Genomic DNA, 17,767 nt, shown 5'->3' with positions numbered 1-17,767 from the left:
ACACAGTCACAAGGCAAGACGGATATGCACCTGAAGAAGAGCGTCAAGATCGGCGAGACCGAGCTGTCCATCGAAACGGGCCATCTGGCCAAGCAGGCGGACGGCTCCGTGGTGGTGCGCTACGGCGACACCATGCTGCTCGTCACCGCGGTGAGCGCCCGCGAGAAGAAGGACGTGGATTTCCTTCCCCTCACGGTGGAGTACCAGGAGAAGCTGTACGCGGCGGGCCGCATCCCCGGCAGCTACTTCAAGCGCGAGGGCCGCCTCACGGAGAAGGAGACGCTGGCCAGCCGCATCGTGGACCGCTCCCTGCGCCCGCTGTTCCCGGAAGGCTACGCCTACGACACGCAGATCATCTCGAGCGTCATCTCCGCGGACCCCGAGCACGAGGGCGACGTGCACGGCATCACCGGCGCCTCCGCGGCGCTCTGGGTGTCGGACATCCCCTTCAACGGCCCCCTGGCCGGCATCCGCGTGGGCCGCATCGACGGCAAGCTCATCGCCAACCCCACCGCCAAGCAGCGTGAGCAGTCGGACATGGACATCGTCCTGGCCGTCAGCCGCGATGCCATCGTGATGGTGGAAGGTGGCGCCGAGGAGGCCAGCGAGGCCGACATGGTGGCCGCGCTCGAGTTCGGCAAGCAGTCCGCCCAGCCCGCGCTGGATCTCCAGGACGAGCTGCGCCGCACGCTCAACAAGAGCGAGCGCACCTACGAGCGCATCCCGGCCGTCTCCGAGGAGCTCAAGGCCAAGGTGCGCACCCTGGCCTGGGACGGCATCGTCCACGGCTACACCATCAAGGAGAAGCACTCGCGCTACGACGCGCTCTCCAAGGCCAAGAAGGAGGCCCTGTCCAAGCTCAAGGAGCAACTGGGCGAGGCCTACACCTCCCTGGTGGAGAAGCACGCCAAGCAGGTCGTGGAAGACCTCAAGTACGAGCACATGCGCACGCTCACCGTGAACGGTGGCCGTATCGGCGCTCGTGGCCACGCCGAGGTTCGCCCCATCACCAGCGAGGTGGGCGTGCTCCCGCGCACCCACGGCAGCGCGGTCTTCACCCGTGGCGAGACCCAGGCGCTGGCCATCACCACGCTGGGCACCACCGAGGACGAGCAGCGCCTGGAGCTGCTCAACGGCCAGTCCTTCAAGAAGTTCATGCTGCACTACAACTTCCCCCCGTTCAGCGTGAACGAGACCAAGCCCCTGCGCGGTCCCGGCCGCCGCGAGGTGGGTCACGGCGCCCTGGCCGAGCGCGCCCTGCGCAACATGATGCCCCCGGCGGACCGCTTCCCGTACACCATCCGCCTCGTGTCGGAGATCCTCGAGTCCAACGGCTCGTCCTCCATGGCCTCCGTGTGCGGTGGCACCCTGTCCCTCATGGACGCGGGCGTGCCCATCAAGGCCCCCGTGGCCGGCATCGCCATGGGTCTGGTGAAGGAGGGCGAGCAGATCGCCATCCTCTCGGACATCCTCGGTGACGAGGATCACCTGGGCGACATGGACTTCAAGGTGTGCGGCACCACGAAGGGCATCACCTCCATCCAGATGGACATCAAGATCACCGGCCTCACCACGGAGATCATGAGCCGCGCGCTGGAGCAGGCGCGTCAGGGCCGTCTGCACATCCTGGACGAGATGCTCAAGACGATGGCCGAGCCGCGCAAGGAGATCAGCTCCTTCGCCCCGCGCATCACCACCCTGCAGATCCGCCCCGAGTTCATCAAGAACGTCATCGGGCCGGGCGGCAAGGTCATCAAGGACATCATCGCGCGCACGGGCACCGTCATCAACATCGACGACTCGGGCCGCGTGGACATCGCCAGCTCCAACGTGGACTCGGTGAAGTCCGCCATCGCGATGATCCAGGCGCTCACGCGCGAGGCGGAGATCGGCAAGATCTACACGGGCACGGTGCGCAAGATCGCCGAGTTCGGCGCCTTCGTGGAGCTGTTCCCGGGCACCGACGGCCTCATCCACATCTCCGAGCTGAGCGACAAGCGCGTCAAGAGCGTGTCGGACGTGCTCAAGGAGGGCGATGAGGTGCTGGTGAAGGTGGTCAGCATCGACAAGACGGGGAAGATCCGTCTGTCGCGCAAGGAGGCCATGGCCGAGCGCGCCGCCGCTCAGCAGGGTTCGGCTCCCGCCGCCGCCCCCGCCCCCGAGGCCGCCGCCTCCCCGTCGCCCGAGGCCACCCAGCCGGGCGCCAAGGCCTGAGTCGTCTCCCAGCGTCTTGACCCGTGATGCCCTCCTCTCGCCCTGGCGGGGGAGGGCATCGTCGTCTCCGGACTCCGGGGGAAGACCTCGCCCGCGGTTTCATGCGTTGATGGGCCCGTGCCCCAGGCTTCCTTCACGCCGCTCTCGCGTTTCCTTGGCCACTTCCGGTGGGCCTTCATGCCGCTCGGCCTGTTGGCGCTCATCGCCGTGGGTGTCCACGCCGCCACGGATGCGCTCGATGATAGATTGCTGAGCCTGGTGGACCTGGCCGATGCCCGGTTCGATCGTTTCGTCGGCCGCTACCCGCTCACGGCGCCCCTCGTGGATGTGCTCTCGCTGGAGCGGCGCACCACGCTCGCGCGGATCCTGGCCCTGGCCTGGGAGTTGGCGGCGGACCTCGTGCTCGCGCTCCCCGCGCTCAGCTACCGCGAGGGAGATGAGGCCTCGACCGATTCCTGGCGCGTGCTGTTGCGGCGATGCGTGCGCGCGCCCACCTCCTTGCGGTGGATCCGCCCCGTGGCGACCGCGCTCGTGGTCGTGGCCGGGGCCTGTTCCGTGGCGCGGCTCGTCCAGGGCACGGTGTTCCTGTCGTGGAATGAGTTGCTCGGCGAGCGGGTGGCGGATGGGCTGTCCCGAGGTCTCGCGCTCGCGGCCCTGGGCTGTCTGCTGTGGCGGCTGGGCGCGCGCGCCGTCATGCGCAACCTCCAGCACGCCGACGAGGTGTCCCAGGAACATGCGCGGGGCTTCGTTCGTGCCCTCGGTCATGGCCTGGCCGGCTCCACGCTGGTGATTCCCCTGGCGCTCGCCGCCGCGCTCGATGCCTCGCCCCTGCTGTCCTTCGTGCGCTGAGGTCCCCCATGTTTTCGCGCCCCGCCCGAGGTCTGCTCGACTTCTCGCTCGCGATCCTCTGCGTCTGGACCGCCTGGCACCACACGCCCGCGGGCGCCCTGGTCCGGCGCGGGATGGCCTGGGCTCTGGGGCATCGGAGCACGGCCCGGCCCCTGCTCGACTATTACGCGCTCGGTGGTTCGAGCGGCCTGCCCGCCGCGTTGCCGTCTTCGAGCGAGCCCCTGGTCCGGCGCCTCACGGGCGCGGATGCGCTCGCCCAGGGCACGCACCTGGCGCTCCAGACACTCTCCGCCGAGGCCCGCGCTCCCGCCTTGGAGCTCGCGCGCGAGCAGGGCATCCCGCCCGAGGTCTTGCTCGACGCGGTCCGCGGGCCCTCCGCCGTCAAACGGTTGCACGCGCACCTGGAGCGGGATTTTCCCGACGAGGAGAGCCGCCTCGCCGCTCTGTTCGTCGGCCAGGTTCCGACGCGCTACGCGGTGGCGCGCCTGCATGCCGAGGGAGACTCCCCCAGTCTGGAGCGGCTCGCCCGGCAGCTTCCCTCGGGCTTCGAGGAAGCCACCGGCGCGGCCGCCCAGGCGCTGGCGCTGACGACGGCCTTCGAGCTCGCGTGGCCCGTGCCCGAGCACAGCCGGATCTCCAGTCCTTTCGGCTACCGCATCAACCCCGTGCTGGGCGTGAGGAAGTTGCACACCGGGGTGGATCTGGCCGTCCGGACGGGCACCGAGGTGCGGGCGGTGGCGGATGGCACCGTGAGCCGCGCGAGCGAGGATGACGTGAATGGTCAGGTGATCATCCTCACGCATGGCCGCGGCGTGACGACGGCCTACTGCCACAACTCGCGGCTGCTGGTGCGCTCCGGCCAGCGGGTGGCTCGCGGGGACGTCATCGCGCGCTCGGGCAACACCGGACGCTCCACCGGGCCGCACCTGCACTATCAGCTCGCCTTGTTCGCCCAGCCCGTGGATCCCCTGCGCTTTCGTCCCAAGACGCTCGCGGTGGTGGACAACGCCTTCAGTGAGTGAGCCCGCGAGGGTGGTGGGGTCGAGCCAAAATGTCGCCCCCTTCCTGGCGCGTGGTACAGACCGGGGCATGACGCCTCCTCTCTCGGTGGGGGTTCGGCGGGTGCGCGCCCATGCCGAGCCGTTGCCGCTGCCGCGCTACGAGACCGCGCTCGCCGCTGGAATGGATCTCCGGGCGGACATCGAGGGCGAGCTGACGATCGCTCCGCTCCAGCGCGCGCTGGTGCCCACCGGACTCGCCGTCGGTCTGCCTCCGGGCTACGAGGCCCAGGTGAGGCCGCGCTCCGGTCTGGCGCTGCGCCATGGCCTCACCCTGCTCAACTCTCCCGGCACGGTGGACGCGGACTTCCGGGGCGAGGTCCAAGTGCTCTTGGTGAATCTGTCCCAGGAGCCGTTCACGCTGCGCCGGGGCGAGCGCATCGCGCAGCTCGTGGTGGCGCCCGTGTGCCGCGTGTCCCTGGTGGAATTGGAAGTGTTGGACGCCACCGGACGCGGAGAGGGTGGCTTCGGCTCGACGGGGCGCTGAGTCCCCCGCGTTCCTTGCCCCGTGTTGGGGCCGCGCGGTAAGAGATCTCCCTGGAAACTCGGGAGCCCCCTGCTCGAGCGCCCGCCACCCGCCCGGAGTTCAACCCCCTTGCTTTGCCAACGCTGCGGCAGCCCTGTCCCCGACAACAGCGCCTCCTGCTCCACCTGTGGGCTGAAGCTCTCGGGTGGGGCGCCTGGGAGCGCCCAGCGCCGTCGCGCGGGCAGCGTGGAGGCGCCCTACAAACCCGGCGATGTCTTCGCCAAGCGCTACGCCATCCGCGAGGTGCTGGGCCCCGGTCCCGTGGGCCATGTCTTCCGCGCGCTCGACCAGGAGATGGACGTCGAGGTCGCGCTCAAGGTCATCAACCCGCGCCTCGTCCAGATGCAGGAGGAGCGCACCCAGTTCTCCCTGGCGCTGCGCGCGGGCAAGAAGCTCACCCACCCGCACCACGTGCGCGTCTACGAGGAGGGGGAGGATCGCAACCGGCCCTACTTCACCACGCAGCTGCTCGAGGGCATGACGCTGCGCAAGATGCTGGAGCAGCGCGCGTCCCAGGGTCAGCGCTTCACCGTCAAGGAAGTGGAGCCGCTGCTCGCGCAGCTCGCCGAGGCCCTGGACAACGCCCACAAGTACGGGCCGCACTCGGACCTCAAGCCCGAGAACATCCTCGTCCTGCCGGACCTGCTCAAGGTGACGGATTACGGCCTGGCGCTCGGCATTCCGCGCCTGCCCTTCATCCAGGCCCAGAAGTCCTGGAAGGTGGGCTGCTACCTCGCTCCCGAGTACTCCGAGGGCGGCGAGCTCGACACGCGCATGGACCTGTACTCCCTGGGCGTCATCCTGGGGGAGATGCTCACCGGGCAGATGCCCGAGGAAGGGGAGGTGTCGGAGCTGCTGGCCTACGAGGCCGACCTTCCCCAGGGCGTGGAAGCGCTCTACCGGCGCGCCACCAACTCGAACCCGCTCGCGCGGCCGAAGTCCGCGAGCGAGTTCCTGTCCGAGTTCTCCGCGGCCCTGTCCTCGCGCCCGCGCCCGGCGGCCAAGCCCCCGGGGACGCTGTCGCCCCGGGGCCGCGTCAAGCCCGTGCCCTTCAGCCTCACCGCGGAGCTGGCCACGGCGGGCCCCCTGAGTTCCAACGCGCTGCCCCCGCCCGTGCCCACGACGGAGCTGCCCTCCCTGGGCACGCCCACCATCCAGGTGCCCACCGTGCAGCCCGGCTCGCTGCCCACGCAGGAGGCGCCCCGGAGCACGATCGAATCACCCGTCGCGGGGGCTCCCACGCTGGAGATGCCCCAGTCGTCGGCGCCCACCGAGCTGCTGAGCGCCGAGAGCCTCGCGCAGCGCGGCATCCCGACGCGGGAGCCCGCGCCTCCGCCGGATGCGACCCAGAAACTCGATTCCGAGGCCCTCGCGGCGCTCATGGCGACGCCTCGGCCCTCGAGTCAGCCCAAGGGCCGTCCGCCTCCTCAGGCCGCCCGCGCCGAGCCCCGGCCCGCCGCGAAGGCTCCCGCCGCCGTCAAGGCCGCCGCGCCGGCGCCTCGAGGCCCGTCCGCGTCCCGCTCGCCCAAGGCGTGGATGGTGTTGCTGGCGATCGGCGGGCTCGCCCTGGGGGCGATGGCCGGGTACGGGTTGTTGAAGATGCGCAGTGCTCCCCCGGAGTCCGCGCCTCCCTCCGCGCAGCCGGTGGAGCCGCCTCCCGCCGCCGTCCTGCCTCCGGCCCCGGGTGGGCCGAACGCGATGGGCGTCGCGGGGGCCCTCGGCTCGTGCCCCCAGGGCATGCGCTACGTGGGCGGCGGTGCGTTCAAGATGGGCAAGGACACGCCCGAGGAGGGCCCGCCCAACGAGCCGTTGTTGATGTCCAGGTACGTGGGTGCCTTCTGCATCGACGAGTTCGAGTTCCCCAACCAGGCGGGAGTCCTGCCCCGGGTGGGCGTGTCGTGGCGGGAGGCGAAGGCCGAGTGCGCGAAGCTCGGCAGGCGCCTGTGCTCCGAGGAGGAGTGGGAGAAGGCCTGCAAGGGCCCCGGCAACCAGCGCTTCCCGTACGGCAGGGACTTCGACGGGCATCAGTGCAATACCCAGGGCAATGATGGGAAGGTGGCGCGCTCGGGCGCCTTCACGTCGTGCCGCTCGGGTTACGGCGTCATGGACATGGCTGGCAACGCGGCCGAGTGGACCGAGTCCGAGTTCGGCGACGCCCAGGGCCGGGTGCGCAAGGGCGGCGCCTTCAGCGGACAGGAGATGTCCACGCGCTGCGCCTTCCGGGCGAGTGGTCCGCCGGACGCGTCATCGGCCGAGGTGGGTTTCCGCTGCTGCGTGGGCACGGGGGTGAAGCGATGAAGCGTTGGGGACTGTTGCTGGTGTGGGCGGTGCTGGTGCCGTGGGTGTCCTCCGCGCAGCCGGTGCGTCCGAAAGTGGTGGTGGTGAAGTCTTCCTCGCTCGCGTCCTACTCCTCCGTGGTCGCGGGCTTCAGCGCCGAGGTGCACGCCGAGGTGTCGGAGGTGGTGCTGGACGACAGCGCCCAGGCGGCCACGCGGGCCCTCCAGCGCATCGCCGCCCAGAAGCCCGCGCTGGTGCTGGCCATCGGACCGCTGGCGGCCAACTCCGCCCGCCGCACGCTGGGGAAAGAGGTGCCCGTCCTCTTCGCCATGGTGCCCTACTACGAGAAGTATGGCCTCGAGGGGCCCAACCTCACCGGCATCGCGCTCACCAGCGACTTCCGGCCCGAGCTGGCCGCCCTCAAGGCCCTGTCCTCCTCGATCAAACGCGTGGGCATCCTGAATGATCCGCGCTTCTCCTCGGGCATGGTGGACGCGGCGCGGGCGGTGGCCGAGCCGCTGGGCCTGTCCATCGTCTCGCTCGAGATGGACGGGCAGGCGAAGCTCGAGAAGGTGCTCGCCAACGCGAAGGACAAGGTGGATGCGATGCTGATGGTGGCCGACAAGACGGTGGGCAATGCCTCCGTCGTCCAGGGCCTCATCGCGTTCTCCACGGCCAATCGCCTGCCGCTCGTGGGCCTCACGCCCAGTCAGGTGAAGGAGGGCGCCACCCTGGCCCTCGCCCCGAGCCCCATCACGATCGGGCAGCAGGCGGGCCGGCTCGCCAACCGCATCATCCATGAAAGGGTCGACCCCGGAGCGCTCGCCGTGGCGCAGCCCGAGGGCCTGGACCTGGCCGTCAACCTCTCCGCCGCGAGCAAGCTCGGAGGCTCCAAGGACGTGGTGTTGGAGCTCTTGCGCTTCGCCGCCAAGCGGGACTTCCCCGTGAGGGTGTTCGAGTGATTCCCCGTTACAGCCGCAAGGAGATGTCTTCCCTCTGGACCGACGTGGCCCGCCTGCGCCGTTGGCGCGACGTGGAGCTGGCCGCCCTGGAGGGCATGGTGGAGAGTGGCATCGCTCCGCGCGAGGCCCTTCAGGACTGCCTGGCGCGCGCCGGGGACTTCACGGAGGCGGACGCCGCGCGCATCGAGGAGATCGAGCGCACCACCAAGCACGACGTCATCGCGTTCCTCACCTTCATGGAGGAGCGCATCGGGCCGAGCGCGCGTTGGCTGCACCTGGGCATGACGTCCTCGGACGTGCTGGACACGTCCCTGGGCATGGCGCTGCGCGAGGCGGCGGACCTCATCCTCCAGGGCGTTGCCCGGGCGATGGCCGCGGTGGAGAAGCGCGCCTTCGAGCACCAGCGCACGGTGATGATGGGCCGCAGCCATGGCATCCACGCCGAGCCCATCACCTTCGGGCACAAGCTGGCCATCTGGTACGACGAGCTGCGCCGGGCGAAGGTCCGGCTCGAGCACGCCCGCGACACCATCTCCGTGGGCATGATCTCCGGCGCGGTGGGCACGTTCGCGCACCTGCCTCCGGCGGTGGAGGTCTTCACTTGCCGGAAGCTGGGCCTGTCTCCCGCGCCGGCCTCCAGCCAGGTCATCCAGCGTGACCGGCACGCCGAGTACTTCTCCGCGCTGGCGCTCCTGGGCGCGAGCCTGGAGAAGTTCGCGGTGGAGATCCGCCACCTGCAGCGCACCGAGGTGCGTGAGGCCGAGGAGCCCTTCACCGCGGGCCAGAAGGGCTCGAGCGCGATGCCGCACAAGCGCAACCCCATCCTCTCGGAGAACCTCACGGGTCTGGCGCGGCTGTTGCGCGGTTACGCCGTGAGCGCGCTGGAGGACGTGGCGCTGTGGCACGAGCGCGACATCTCCCACTCGTCGGTGGAGCGCGTCATCGGTCCGGACGCCACCATCGTGGCGGACTTCATGCTGCACCGCTTCGCCGGGTTGATGGAGAACCTGCGCGTCTACCCGGAGCAGATGAAGAAGAACCTGGAGCTGCTCGGCGGGGTGGTGAACTCGCAGCGCATCCTGTTGGAGCTCGCGCGCAAGGGCATGGACCGGCAGGCCGCGTACGTCATCGTCCAGCGCAACGCCATGCACATGTTCGAGCACGGCGGCACGTTCCGGGACGCGCTCGCGCGGGACGCGGATCTGCTCGCGGTGATGACGCCCGCGGAGATCGAGGAGTGCTTCTCGGCCGACTACCACCTCAAGCACGTGGAGGAGATCTTCCAGCGGGTGTTCGGCCGGAGCGCTTGAGGTTTCCTCCCCGGCTCCGCGCGTGACGGGCCGGGGAGGGTGCCGTGCGGTTAGAGGTAGCCGCGCGCCCGGAGGTTCTTCTCGATGCGCGCCTGCACGTCGCCCGGCTCCAGCACGAGCGGCGTGCCGGTGATCTGCTCATAGGCCCGGAGGTACGTCTGCGCCGTCGACACGCGCACGTCCTCGGGAATCTCGGGCAGGGGGCCGTGGCCCTGGAAACCCCGCTCGCGGATGAGCCACTGGCGCAGGTTCTCCTTGTCGAGCATGCGCTGATCCTCGCCCCGGGAGAAGCGCGCCTCGTACTCGTCCGCCATCCAGTAGCGGCTGGAGTCCGGCGTGTGGATCTCATCGATGACGTACAGGTCATCGCCCACCTTGCCGAACTCGTACTTGGTATCCACGAGGATGAGGCCCCGTGTGCGCGCCCACTTCTGTCCCTCGAGGAACAGGGCCCGGGCCGCCTCGGTGATGCGCGCCCAGTCGCGTGCGCTCGCCAGGCCTCGTGCCAGGATCTCCTTCTCGGAGATGGGCTCGTCGTGCTGGCCCTTGGGCGCCTTGGTGGAGGGCGTGAAGATGGGCGCCGGAAAGGCCTCGTCCTTGCGCAGCCCCTCCGGGAAGGGCAGCCCATAGGCGGTGTGCGTTCCCTTCTGGTAGTCGCGCCACAGGCTGCCGGTGAGGTAGCCGCGCACCACGATCTCCACCGCGAAGGGCTGGCAGGCGCGCGCCACCGTCACGTTCGGATCCGGCACGTCCAACACGTGGTTGGGCACGATGTGGCGCGTGCGCTCGAACCAGAAGTTCGTCAGCCGGTTGAGCACCTCGCCCTTGAAGGGGATGGTGGTCAGCACGTGGTCGAACGCGGACAGCCGATCCGAGGTGACGAGCAGCAGCCGGTCTCCCTGGCGGTAGGTGTCGCGGACCTTGCCCTGGTAGTGCTGGCCCACGGAGGGCGGAAGCTGAGGGCACCCGAGCGTCTGGGAGAGCTGGGCGTGGAGTGCGGAGGTATTCAAGTCGAAGGCGCCTCGGCCCCGGTATGGGGCGGCAAAGAAGGCGCGGACTCTACTGGACCGAGCCTGCCAGGGAAGCGGGACCGTAGGCCGCCGCCATGTAGAGGAACGCCGGGTTGATGCGCAGGATGCCGTCCACATAGGCCGCCGCGTACGGCGCGCTCGAGGCCCGGTCCACCTGCACCACGCCCGAGGGACTGATCCGCCAGTGGGCGAGCAGCGTGCGCGCCACCAGCTCCGCGGCCTCGCGCTCGGACAGACCCTGCAGGCTCTCGCGGCGATCCTCCTGCCAACGCTCGCCCGCGCGTCCATCGAAGCTCAACTGCAGCGGAGCGCCCGCGTCCGGCGCCTGGAGCAGATCCGTGCGGCCCTCGAAGCCCGGCGCCGCCACCAGCTCGCCCCCCTGACTGATGGGGAAGAGCATGGGCGCCTGCGCGGCCTGGCCCGCCTCCTGCTCGGAGATGCGGGCCACCTCGCGGTAGAGCTCCAGGCGGGTGGAGGGGCTCTCGAACTCAAGCAGCTCGGGAGGGTTGGTGAGGGCTTGCCGCGCACCAGGAGCCACGCGCACGGGCGCACCCCCGACGCCACAACCCGTCAGGACCACGAGAGATAGGAGCAAGCCAGGGACCCAGCGCGGCATCCCGGGGAATATACCGATGCGCCTCCGACACGGGAAGCTAAACTCGGGCGCATGCTTGCGGCAGCGAACCTCACCGTTGTCCTTCATCAGACGCGATCACCCGACAACCTGGGGGCCGTGGCGCGGGTGATGGCCAATTTCGGCTTTCCTCGGCTCATCCTCTCCGAGCCCGCCACCTATGCCTTCCGAGGCGCCGAGCGCATGGCCGTCAAGGGGGAGGCCGTCCTGGAGGCCATGTCCGTGGCACGCAACCTGCCCGAAGCCCTCCAGGACTGTGTGTACGCGGTTGGCACCACGTCTCGCACCCAGATCGAGGGCCGTACGGCGCTCACTCCGGAAGAGGCGGTGGCGCGCCTGGCGGAGCAGAGCCAACGGGGGCGGGTGGCCCTGGTGTTGGGAGGGGAGCAGCGGGGGCTGTCCAACGAGGAGCTGGCGTTCTGCTCGGATCTGCTCGTCATCCCCACGAGTGATGTGCAGCCGTCCATGAACCTGGCGCAGGCGGCGGCGGTGCTGCTCTACCTGTGCTCGAGGGAGGGCCGGGGGCCCGCGGAGGCGGCGCGTGAGCTCCAGGGAGAGCCTGGGGCGCGCATGGGGACCGTGAACGCGTTGGGCGAGCGGATGCGGCAGGTGCTGCTGGAGGCGCAGTTTCTCAACCCGCAGGCGCCGGAGCACGTGCTGCGCGAGCTGGAGCGGAGCCTGCTACGAGCGGAGCTGACCCAGCGCGAGGCGGAGCTGTGGCTCACGGCCTTCAAGCACGTGGGGCGGGTGATGCGAGGCGGGGCCAGGGACGCTCCCAGCGAGGAAGCGTCCCCGAGAGGCCCCAACCGGGGCGTCTAGGCCGCGGCCTTCTTGTAGGTCTCGTCGTAGTGCTTCGTGCACAGGCCGCCCTTGTCCGTCTTCGCGCGGCACTCCGCCTTGGAGCAGGTGCGGTAGCGCGAGTGGGGCAGGTCACCCTGGCGCCACTTCTTGTAGTGGAAGAAGCAGTAGCTCTTGGCGCGGTAGGGACGCTTGCAGCCCTCGACGCTACAGGCCTTCTTGCCGTTGCCCTTGGCCAGGCGCGGCCAGCTCTTCAGGGTCGTCTTCTGTGCTTCAGCCATGGAAATGCTCCTGTTGCAACACCGCGAATTCAATGCGCGAGGAGCGTCGTGTAGCTCTGGCGTTATCGGAACGCAAGGAGGCAGGCGGGGATGCGGGCGTCCCCCTCCGTCGTCCGGCTCAGGGCGAGGGGGCCTTGGGCACGGGCTCCACCTTCGAAGCCTCCTCTCCGGGGCCGCTGCCGCCCATGCCCGCCCGCTCGTCTGGCCGCACGGGGGGAGAGGGCTCGGCGACCCTGGCTGACGCCGGGTGCGTGTCGCCGGGCTGGTCCTCGAGCCGCACCCGCATGCGCAGGGGATGTTCGCCCCGCCGCACGCGCAGCGTCACGTTGCCGCCCACGCCTCGGGCCGCCACCTGCCAGCGCAGGTTGTGGGCGCGCTGGATCTGGGCGGCATCCAGGCCCTCGATGACGTCTCCCACCTGCAGCCCCGCGCGCGAGGCGGGTCCTCCATCCTGCACCTCCGACACCACCACGCCCTTGGGGCTCACGAGCCCGTAGGCCTCCATCACGTCCGGGGTGCAGTCCTGAACGGAGACGCCCATCCACCCCCGGCGCACGCGTCCATACTTCCGCAGGTGCGGCAGCACCGCCTTGGCGATGTCCACCGGAATGGCGAAGCCGATGCCCTGGCCCGCGACATTGACGGCGTTGGCGATCGCCACCACCTCGCCGTTCAGATCCAGCACCGGCCCCCCCGAGTTGCCCGGGTTGATGGAGGCGTCCACCTGCATGTAGTCGAAATCACCGTCGCGCCCGTTGGGTGTCACGTCCGTGCGGCCCTTGGCGCTCACCACGCCCGCGGTCACCGAGTGCGTCAGGCCGAAGGGGTTGCCGATGACCACCACCCATTCGCCCACGTCGACCCGCGAGGCCGACGACAGCCTGAGCACCGGCAGCTTGTGGGGGGCGTGGATGCGCAGCAGCGCGAAGTCCGTGCGCGAGTCCTCTCCCACGAGCTCCGCCTCGTACTCCTCGGGATAGCCGCGCCCGGAGAGCACCGAGATGGTGATTTCCTCGGCCCCCTCGATGACATGGGCGCTCGTGAGGATGTAGCCGTCCGGGTGGATGATGAGGCCCGAGCCGATGCCCTTCTGCGTCTCGCCCTCCGTGCCGGGCGTGGTGCTCGGCTGTCGTGTGGTGATGGACACCACCGCGGGCATGGCGGCCGTGGCCACCTGGCTCAGCACGGAGCGCTCGGCCCGGACGGTGCGCTGTTTGGCGTCCTCCCACAGCTTGCTCGCCCGCTCGGGTGGTGCTCCCCAGGCTGGTGCACCGAGCAGCGTTGCCAGCGCGACACCCTTCCACCACCATCCACCCACCATGGTCCCCGCCTCCGGACAGCCCGCCTCGGCACAAGCTAGGGAGGGGGGGAGCGGAGGGGAAGCGGGGCCCCCGGGCCAGTTACTTCTTCTGAGCGATGATGCGATCGATCGCCGCGCGATCCTCATGGGTGATGCGCTCACGAGGCGCCGCGGGCGCCGCCGTGACCACCTGCTTCGTCGTGCGCTTGACGGCTTTCTCGGCCTCGTCGAGCGCGTCCGTCAGGCCATTCTTCATCCGCTCCGGCCGGGGGGGTTGCGCGTGGCGCTTCCACGTGCGCTGGGCGAGCTCCACGGGGGTGCGTCCGTCGATCTCCACCGTCGCCAGGAAGACCCCGAGTCCCACCGCGCAACCCGTCCACACCAGGAACTTCAGGAAACCCATTGTTTACACCCTCCTACCCGGTCATACATGCCGGGGCCTCCCAGGGCCAGTTTCCGGCGGGCGCGGGGGAAGGACGCTGACAGCGGGACGGGGCTGCCTCTAATGTGCGCGGCCTTGCAGCCCGAAGACTTCTTCCAGGCCGCCCAAGCACGGGCGCAGACTCTTTCGTTTCCGCGCGCGCAGGAGGCGCGTGAGCAGCTGCGCGCGCAGGCGCTGGCGCTGTTCGCCCGGATTCCAGAGCCTCCGGTGTACCACCGGGCGGGAGATCCCGCGCGCCAGGCAGCCGAGGCGCTCCTGCCGGAAGTGGAGAAGGTGTTGGCGCTGGGCCTGGCGGTGGAGCGCGAGGCGGGCTCCTGGGAGGCCGGGGAGAAGCTGATCGCCGCGCTCAAGGGGCATGGCGAAGCGCTGTGTCACACGGTGGCCGGGCGGCTCATGCAGGCGGAGGAGGCCTGGCGGCGGGCGATGGACCTGGAGCGCCTGGCGCATCCCCTGCGCGCGTTCGGGACCCGGACGCGGGGGAGCGAGCCGGTGTTCGATCGCCAGACGGGGACTTCTCGGTTCGATCCCCGCGAGGAGCCGGTGGCGCAGGTGAAGCTCGTGTGCCCCAACACGGGCTGCAAGCGCGTCAACGACTTCGGCTATGTGCCGGGGCCGGGAACCCGTCCCTATGTGTGTCCGGCCTGCCGGACGCCCTTCCTGGCGTATTTCGGCGAGCTGCGCGGGCTGGAGATCGAACACAAGAGCAGCTCCCGGCGCTTCTTGTTCACGGTGGCCGAGATCCGCAGCTCGGGCGTCTCACGCGTCGAGTTCGAGGAGGCGAGCGGCGAGGAGTTTCCGGTGGCGCGAGGCGACCTGCTGGTCTTCCTGTACACCGAGGCTCGCGAGCTCAAGGCGGTGGTGAACCAGACGAACAACCGGCTGATGTGGATTTCGCCGGCCAGCTCGTGCTTCGTGGTGACGGCGGCCTTCGGAGAGGGCGCGCCGGAGTTGGTGGCGTTCCGGGCGTTCCGGGACGAGGTGTTGCGCCACCATGCCTGGGGGCGGGGTTTCATCCGCGTCTATTACCGGCATGGGCCCAGGCTGGCGCGTTGGGTGGTGAGCCGGCCACGGGTGAGGCGGCAGGTGCGGCGCGTGCTCACGCGGGTGCACGGGGTGTTGCGGACGACGAGAGGTACACACACATGACGGAGCCGCTGAAGTCGGACGCCGGGCAGCCGCCGGCGCGCCATGGGTGGAGCAAGGTGGTGTTGGTGGTGACGGCCCTGCTGGGTCTGGCGGGGCTGTCGTACCTGGGCGTTCAGCAGGCGCTGCGGGCGCGGCTGGCGTCCGACGGGACGGCGGCGCCCACGGTGAAGATGCAGCGCTACGAGAACGGCACGCTGTCGCTCGCGGATCTCCAGGGCAAGGTGGTGATGCTGGACTTCTGGGCGACGTGGTGCGCTCCGTGTCAGGCGGAGATGCCCTCCCTGGTGAAGCTGGCCAAGGAGTACGAGGACAAGGGGCTCGTGTTCGTGGCCGCCAGCCGGGATGACATGCCCGACGCGCCGCTCTTCGTGCAGGAGTTCGTCCAGAGCCGCCTGCCGGAACTGGCGCCCTACGTGGTGTTCGCGCCGGACGAACTCGCGGCCATCTTCCAGGTGACGGCCTTGCCGACGCTCTACTTCCTCGACCGGCAGGGCCGCGTGGTGGATGCGCAACGCGGCATGCTGTCGGAGGCGGCGCTGCGCCAGCGCATCGAACGCGCCCTCAAGAACTGAGCCACGGGTCACGCCTCAGCGCGCGGCGAGGGGGAGCGCTGGCACGGGCCCGTCCGCCCGGCGCTGGAGCTTCACCACCTCGGCGGTGACCGTGACGCGGCTGGGCAGTGGGATGAAGAACAAGATGGCGCCCATCACCTTCGTCACCGGCAGGTACTGCGTCTGGTGAAAGCGCACGTTGATGGCGCCATCGCCTCCCATGCTCCGCACCTGGGGGATGAGCACGTCCTTGAAGCCCGCCTCGAGGTCCGTTCCCACCACGTCCACGAAGCCGAAGAGCAGCACTCCCGAGCGCGTGGCCTGCACGAGCCCGAGTGACTCATGCGGCTCGGAGATGCCTCCCGCCGTCACGAAAATGTCCTGGCCGCTCCGGTCGGAAGACACCGTGGCGGTATTGACGAGCGTGCAACCGGTGAGCGTCACGAGCACGAGCGAGAAGAGAAGACGCATCGGAAAGGGCCTCACGGTGACGGCAGGAATTGGATGACTTCGCCGGTGACGATCACGTTGCGGCTCCGGGACTTCACGCCGCCCTGGCCGCTCGCCACCTGGGTGATGGATTCGGAGAGATCCGAGGCGCGCTCCACATCGGTGGGCGGGTTCTCGTCCTCGAACGTGATGTGGATGACGCCATCTCCACCCATCTTGAGCGCCACGTCCACGAGCGCCCCCCGGATGGTGCTGTCGAGCGCCGCGTTCCCGACGTCCGAGACGCCCGCCACGGTGACGCCGTAGCCGGTGATTTGGGTGAACCCAAGCGTGCGAAAGGGCCGGGGGGCGCCCCCCGTGCTGAGGTAGGGGCCACGCACGGCTCGTGGCGGACGGTCCGACAACCTCGAACCGTGTGACACGGCACCGCAGCCAGTGCCCAACAACACGCAGAAAAGGATCGGGAGCTTCCTGACGTGGGAGCGGTTCATCGCGAGGGAGCCTCGAACGGCGGAGGAGGGGTCCCGGCTCCCAGTCTCACCACTTCACCACTGAGCGTGACCTGGCTGGGCAGGGGGATGAAGAAGAGCAGGGCGAAGAGGATCCGGGTGGGCAGCCCGTATTGGGTCTGGTGGAAGCGCACGTTCATGATGCCGTCGCCGCCCATCCGCCGGACCTCGGGAATGAGGGACTCCCTCAGTCCACCCTCGAGATCGGTCGCCGCGGGATCCGCGAAACCGAAGAGCAACACACCCTTGCGCGTGGTCTGCACCAGTCCGAGGCTCTGATAGGGCCCTGGAACGTCGGAGGTCGTGACGAAGACCTCGCGGGTATCACGCACTGAGGGCAGTGCCGCCACGTTCACCGTGGTGCAGCCCGTCAGCCCCATCAGGAACAGGAGTCCGAGTCTTCCTCGCATGCGGTCCCGCCCTCCTTCTCAGCCGCGAGAAGGGCCGAGGATGAGTGCGGGAAAAGCCCGGATCAATTTTTCGACTTCACCACGACCGGGTGGGGTGCTTCGACTGATTAGGCACACCGGCCTTCGCGGCCGACTACTCCTGCGAAGACCGGCTCCCCAACCCCATTCCCCAACTCCCTTGAGCCGTATCGCCGAATGGTTCTCACCACTCGCGATGTCCGTCCCCAATCCAACCCACTTCGTACTGACCCGTACTACCCGACCGACCCGCCCAACCCCGTACTGCCCCGACCCGCCCAACCCCGTACTGCCCCGACCAACCCACTCCGAACTTCGCGTCGACCCCTGTCGACCGCGAGGAAGGCTTTAGCATTCGCCATGCCGAGGCCTGGGAAGTGCCGCGGCCCCCGTTAATTCAAGGGGATAGATGACCGCTTCTCGTTGTCGTGGGCGCAAAGGGCATCCGCATCCAGAAAAAAGTGCTGTGGGATGGACGAGAGGCTGCACTCTTGGGGGGATGGCGGATGTGGCACGCTATGCGCCATGAACCGTTCCGCGTTCACCTGGTGGTTGTTGCTGTCATTCGCCGTGGCCTGTTCACGTCAGGTGGACTCCACCGCGCTGGCTCTCCAGTACGAGCCGCCTTCGGGCATGCGCCTGCTCTCCGAGGAGCCGGGGCCTCCCGCGGTGGTTCGCTTCGAGGGAGGTCTGCAACTGCGCTCGGTGGTGGGGGCGCCTCTCCGGCTCGACGCGTCACCCGAGGAGATCCTACGGGCGGCGGGCATGCCCGAGTCGGGTCAACGGCCGCTGAACGCCACCCAGGGAACGCTCCCGGCGGGTCCGGTGGCGCGCCACGAGTTCCAGCAGGGCACGACCCGGACCCTCGTCTACGTGCTTCCCCGCGAGGACCGCTGCGTGTTCGTCCTCTACACCGCGCCCGAACGGGACTACGGCCCGGGGCTGGCACGCGTCGAGCGTTCGTTGTCCACGCTCAAGCTCACGCGCTGAGCCCCAGGCGT

The 17,767-nt window shown here is 69.5% G+C and carries 19 protein-coding genes; 11 read left to right on the top strand and 8 right to left on the bottom strand.

Features of this window, described 5'->3' with window-relative positions:
- Positions 1–24: 24 nt before the first annotated feature.
- From pnp to purB, 7 genes are all read left to right on the top strand, one after another.
- Positions 25–2,214, top strand: coding sequence for a polyribonucleotide nucleotidyltransferase (gene pnp / locus MEBOL_RS05905; protein WP_095976485.1), 2,190 nt, complete (start codon positions 25–27; stop codon positions 2,212–2,214).
- A gap of 117 nt (positions 2,215–2,331) precedes the next feature.
- The gene (locus tag MEBOL_RS05900) at positions 2,332–3,063 is read left to right on the top strand and encodes a hypothetical protein (RefSeq protein WP_095976484.1); all 732 of its coding nucleotides are present in this window, start codon (positions 2,332–2,334) and stop codon (positions 3,061–3,063) included.
- 8 nt (positions 3,064–3,071) lie between these two features.
- Positions 3,072–4,085, top strand: coding sequence for a M23 family metallopeptidase (locus tag MEBOL_RS05895; protein WP_095976483.1), 1,014 nt, complete (start codon positions 3,072–3,074; stop codon positions 4,083–4,085).
- A 67-nt stretch (positions 4,086–4,152) separates the two neighbouring features.
- Positions 4,153–4,608: a dUTP diphosphatase gene (gene dut, locus MEBOL_RS05890; RefSeq protein ID WP_095976482.1), complete on the top strand. Its 456-nt coding sequence runs from the start codon at positions 4,153–4,155 to the stop codon at positions 4,606–4,608.
- Between the two features lie 108 nt (positions 4,609–4,716).
- Entirely contained in the window at positions 4,717–6,945 is a 2,229-nt protein-coding gene (locus MEBOL_RS05885; protein WP_095976481.1) for a bifunctional serine/threonine-protein kinase/formylglycine-generating enzyme family protein, read from the top strand.
- Positions 6,942–7,886, top strand: a complete 945-nt coding sequence (locus MEBOL_RS05880; protein ID WP_095976480.1) for an ABC transporter substrate-binding protein — start codon at positions 6,942–6,944, stop codon at positions 7,884–7,886. The genes MEBOL_RS05885 and MEBOL_RS05880 overlap by 4 nt, the downstream gene beginning before the upstream one ends.
- The gene (gene purB / locus MEBOL_RS05875; protein WP_095976479.1) at positions 7,883–9,196 is read left to right on the top strand and encodes an adenylosuccinate lyase; all 1,314 of its coding nucleotides are present in this window, start codon (positions 7,883–7,885) and stop codon (positions 9,194–9,196) included. Before MEBOL_RS05880 ends, purB begins: the two co-directional genes overlap by 4 nt.
- A gap of 50 nt (positions 9,197–9,246) precedes the next feature.
- On the opposite strand, the gene MEBOL_RS05870 is transcribed toward purB, so the two are convergent.
- Positions 9,247–10,206: a phosphoribosylaminoimidazolesuccinocarboxamide synthase gene (locus MEBOL_RS05870; RefSeq protein ID WP_095976478.1), complete on the bottom strand. Its 960-nt coding sequence runs from the start codon at positions 10,204–10,206 to the stop codon at positions 9,247–9,249.
- A 49-nt stretch (positions 10,207–10,255) separates the two neighbouring features.
- Entirely contained in the window at positions 10,256–10,771 is a 516-nt protein-coding gene (locus MEBOL_RS05865) for a hypothetical protein (RefSeq protein ID WP_245919498.1), read from the bottom strand.
- 123 nt (positions 10,772–10,894) lie between these two features.
- On the opposite strand from MEBOL_RS05865, the gene MEBOL_RS05860 reads away from it, so the two are divergent.
- Complete coding sequence (locus MEBOL_RS05860) at positions 10,895–11,680, top strand: RNA methyltransferase (protein WP_095976476.1); 786 nt, start codon at positions 10,895–10,897, stop codon at positions 11,678–11,680.
- On the opposite strand, the gene MEBOL_RS05855 is transcribed toward MEBOL_RS05860, so the two are convergent.
- The 3 genes from MEBOL_RS05855 to MEBOL_RS05845 form a co-directional block, all read right to left on the bottom strand.
- Positions 11,677–11,940 carry a vegetative protein gene (locus MEBOL_RS05855; RefSeq protein ID WP_095976475.1) on the bottom strand — a complete coding sequence of 88 codons (264 nt, stop codon included), beginning with the start codon at positions 11,938–11,940 and terminating at the stop codon, positions 11,677–11,679. The genes MEBOL_RS05860 and MEBOL_RS05855 overlap by 4 nt on opposite strands.
- Positions 11,941–12,058: 118 nt before the next feature.
- Positions 12,059–13,261: a S1C family serine protease gene (locus MEBOL_RS05850; protein ID WP_095976474.1), complete on the bottom strand. Its 1,203-nt coding sequence runs from the start codon at positions 13,259–13,261 to the stop codon at positions 12,059–12,061.
- Between the two features lie 79 nt (positions 13,262–13,340).
- Entirely contained in the window at positions 13,341–13,643 is a 303-nt protein-coding gene (locus MEBOL_RS05845) for a hypothetical protein (RefSeq protein WP_095976473.1), read from the bottom strand.
- Positions 13,644–13,757: 114 nt separating this feature from the next.
- Between MEBOL_RS05845 and MEBOL_RS05840 the strand changes: the two genes are divergently transcribed.
- Positions 13,758–14,828, top strand: a complete 1,071-nt coding sequence (locus tag MEBOL_RS05840) for a CFI-box-CTERM domain-containing protein (RefSeq protein ID WP_245919497.1) — start codon at positions 13,758–13,760, stop codon at positions 14,826–14,828.
- Positions 14,825–15,400 carry a TlpA family protein disulfide reductase gene (locus tag MEBOL_RS05835; RefSeq protein WP_095976471.1) on the top strand — a complete coding sequence of 192 codons (576 nt, stop codon included), beginning with the start codon at positions 14,825–14,827 and terminating at the stop codon, positions 15,398–15,400. Before MEBOL_RS05840 ends, MEBOL_RS05835 begins: the two co-directional genes overlap by 4 nt.
- Before the next feature lie 15 nt (positions 15,401–15,415).
- On the opposite strand, the gene MEBOL_RS05830 is transcribed toward MEBOL_RS05835, so the two are convergent.
- The 3 genes from MEBOL_RS05830 to MEBOL_RS05820 all read right to left on the bottom strand — a co-directional run bounded on the left by MEBOL_RS05830 (position 15,416) and on the right by MEBOL_RS05820 (position 16,748).
- Complete coding sequence (locus MEBOL_RS05830) at positions 15,416–15,850, bottom strand: hypothetical protein (protein ID WP_095976470.1); 435 nt, start codon at positions 15,848–15,850, stop codon at positions 15,416–15,418.
- Between the two features lie 11 nt (positions 15,851–15,861).
- Entirely contained in the window at positions 15,862–16,209 is a 348-nt protein-coding gene (locus tag MEBOL_RS05825) for a hypothetical protein (protein ID WP_095976469.1), read from the bottom strand.
- 107 nt (positions 16,210–16,316) lie between these two features.
- On the bottom strand, positions 16,317–16,748 hold the full coding sequence (locus MEBOL_RS05820) for a hypothetical protein (protein ID WP_095976468.1): 432 nt from the start codon (positions 16,746–16,748) through the stop codon (positions 16,317–16,319).
- Positions 16,749–17,291: 543 nt separating this feature from the next.
- Here MEBOL_RS05820 and MEBOL_RS05815 point away from each other — a divergent pair.
- Positions 17,292–17,756, top strand: coding sequence for a hypothetical protein (locus MEBOL_RS05815; protein ID WP_095976467.1), 465 nt, complete (start codon positions 17,292–17,294; stop codon positions 17,754–17,756).
- Positions 17,757–17,767: the final 11 nt, after the last annotated feature.

It is taken from the genome of Melittangium boletus DSM 14713 (assembly GCF_002305855.1).
In the GTDB taxonomy this organism is placed as follows: domain Bacteria; phylum Myxococcota; class Myxococcia; order Myxococcales; family Myxococcaceae; genus Cystobacter; species Cystobacter boletus.
The sequence above is the reverse complement of the archived record's forward strand: the minus strand, read 5'-3'. Positions and strand labels throughout refer to the sequence as shown.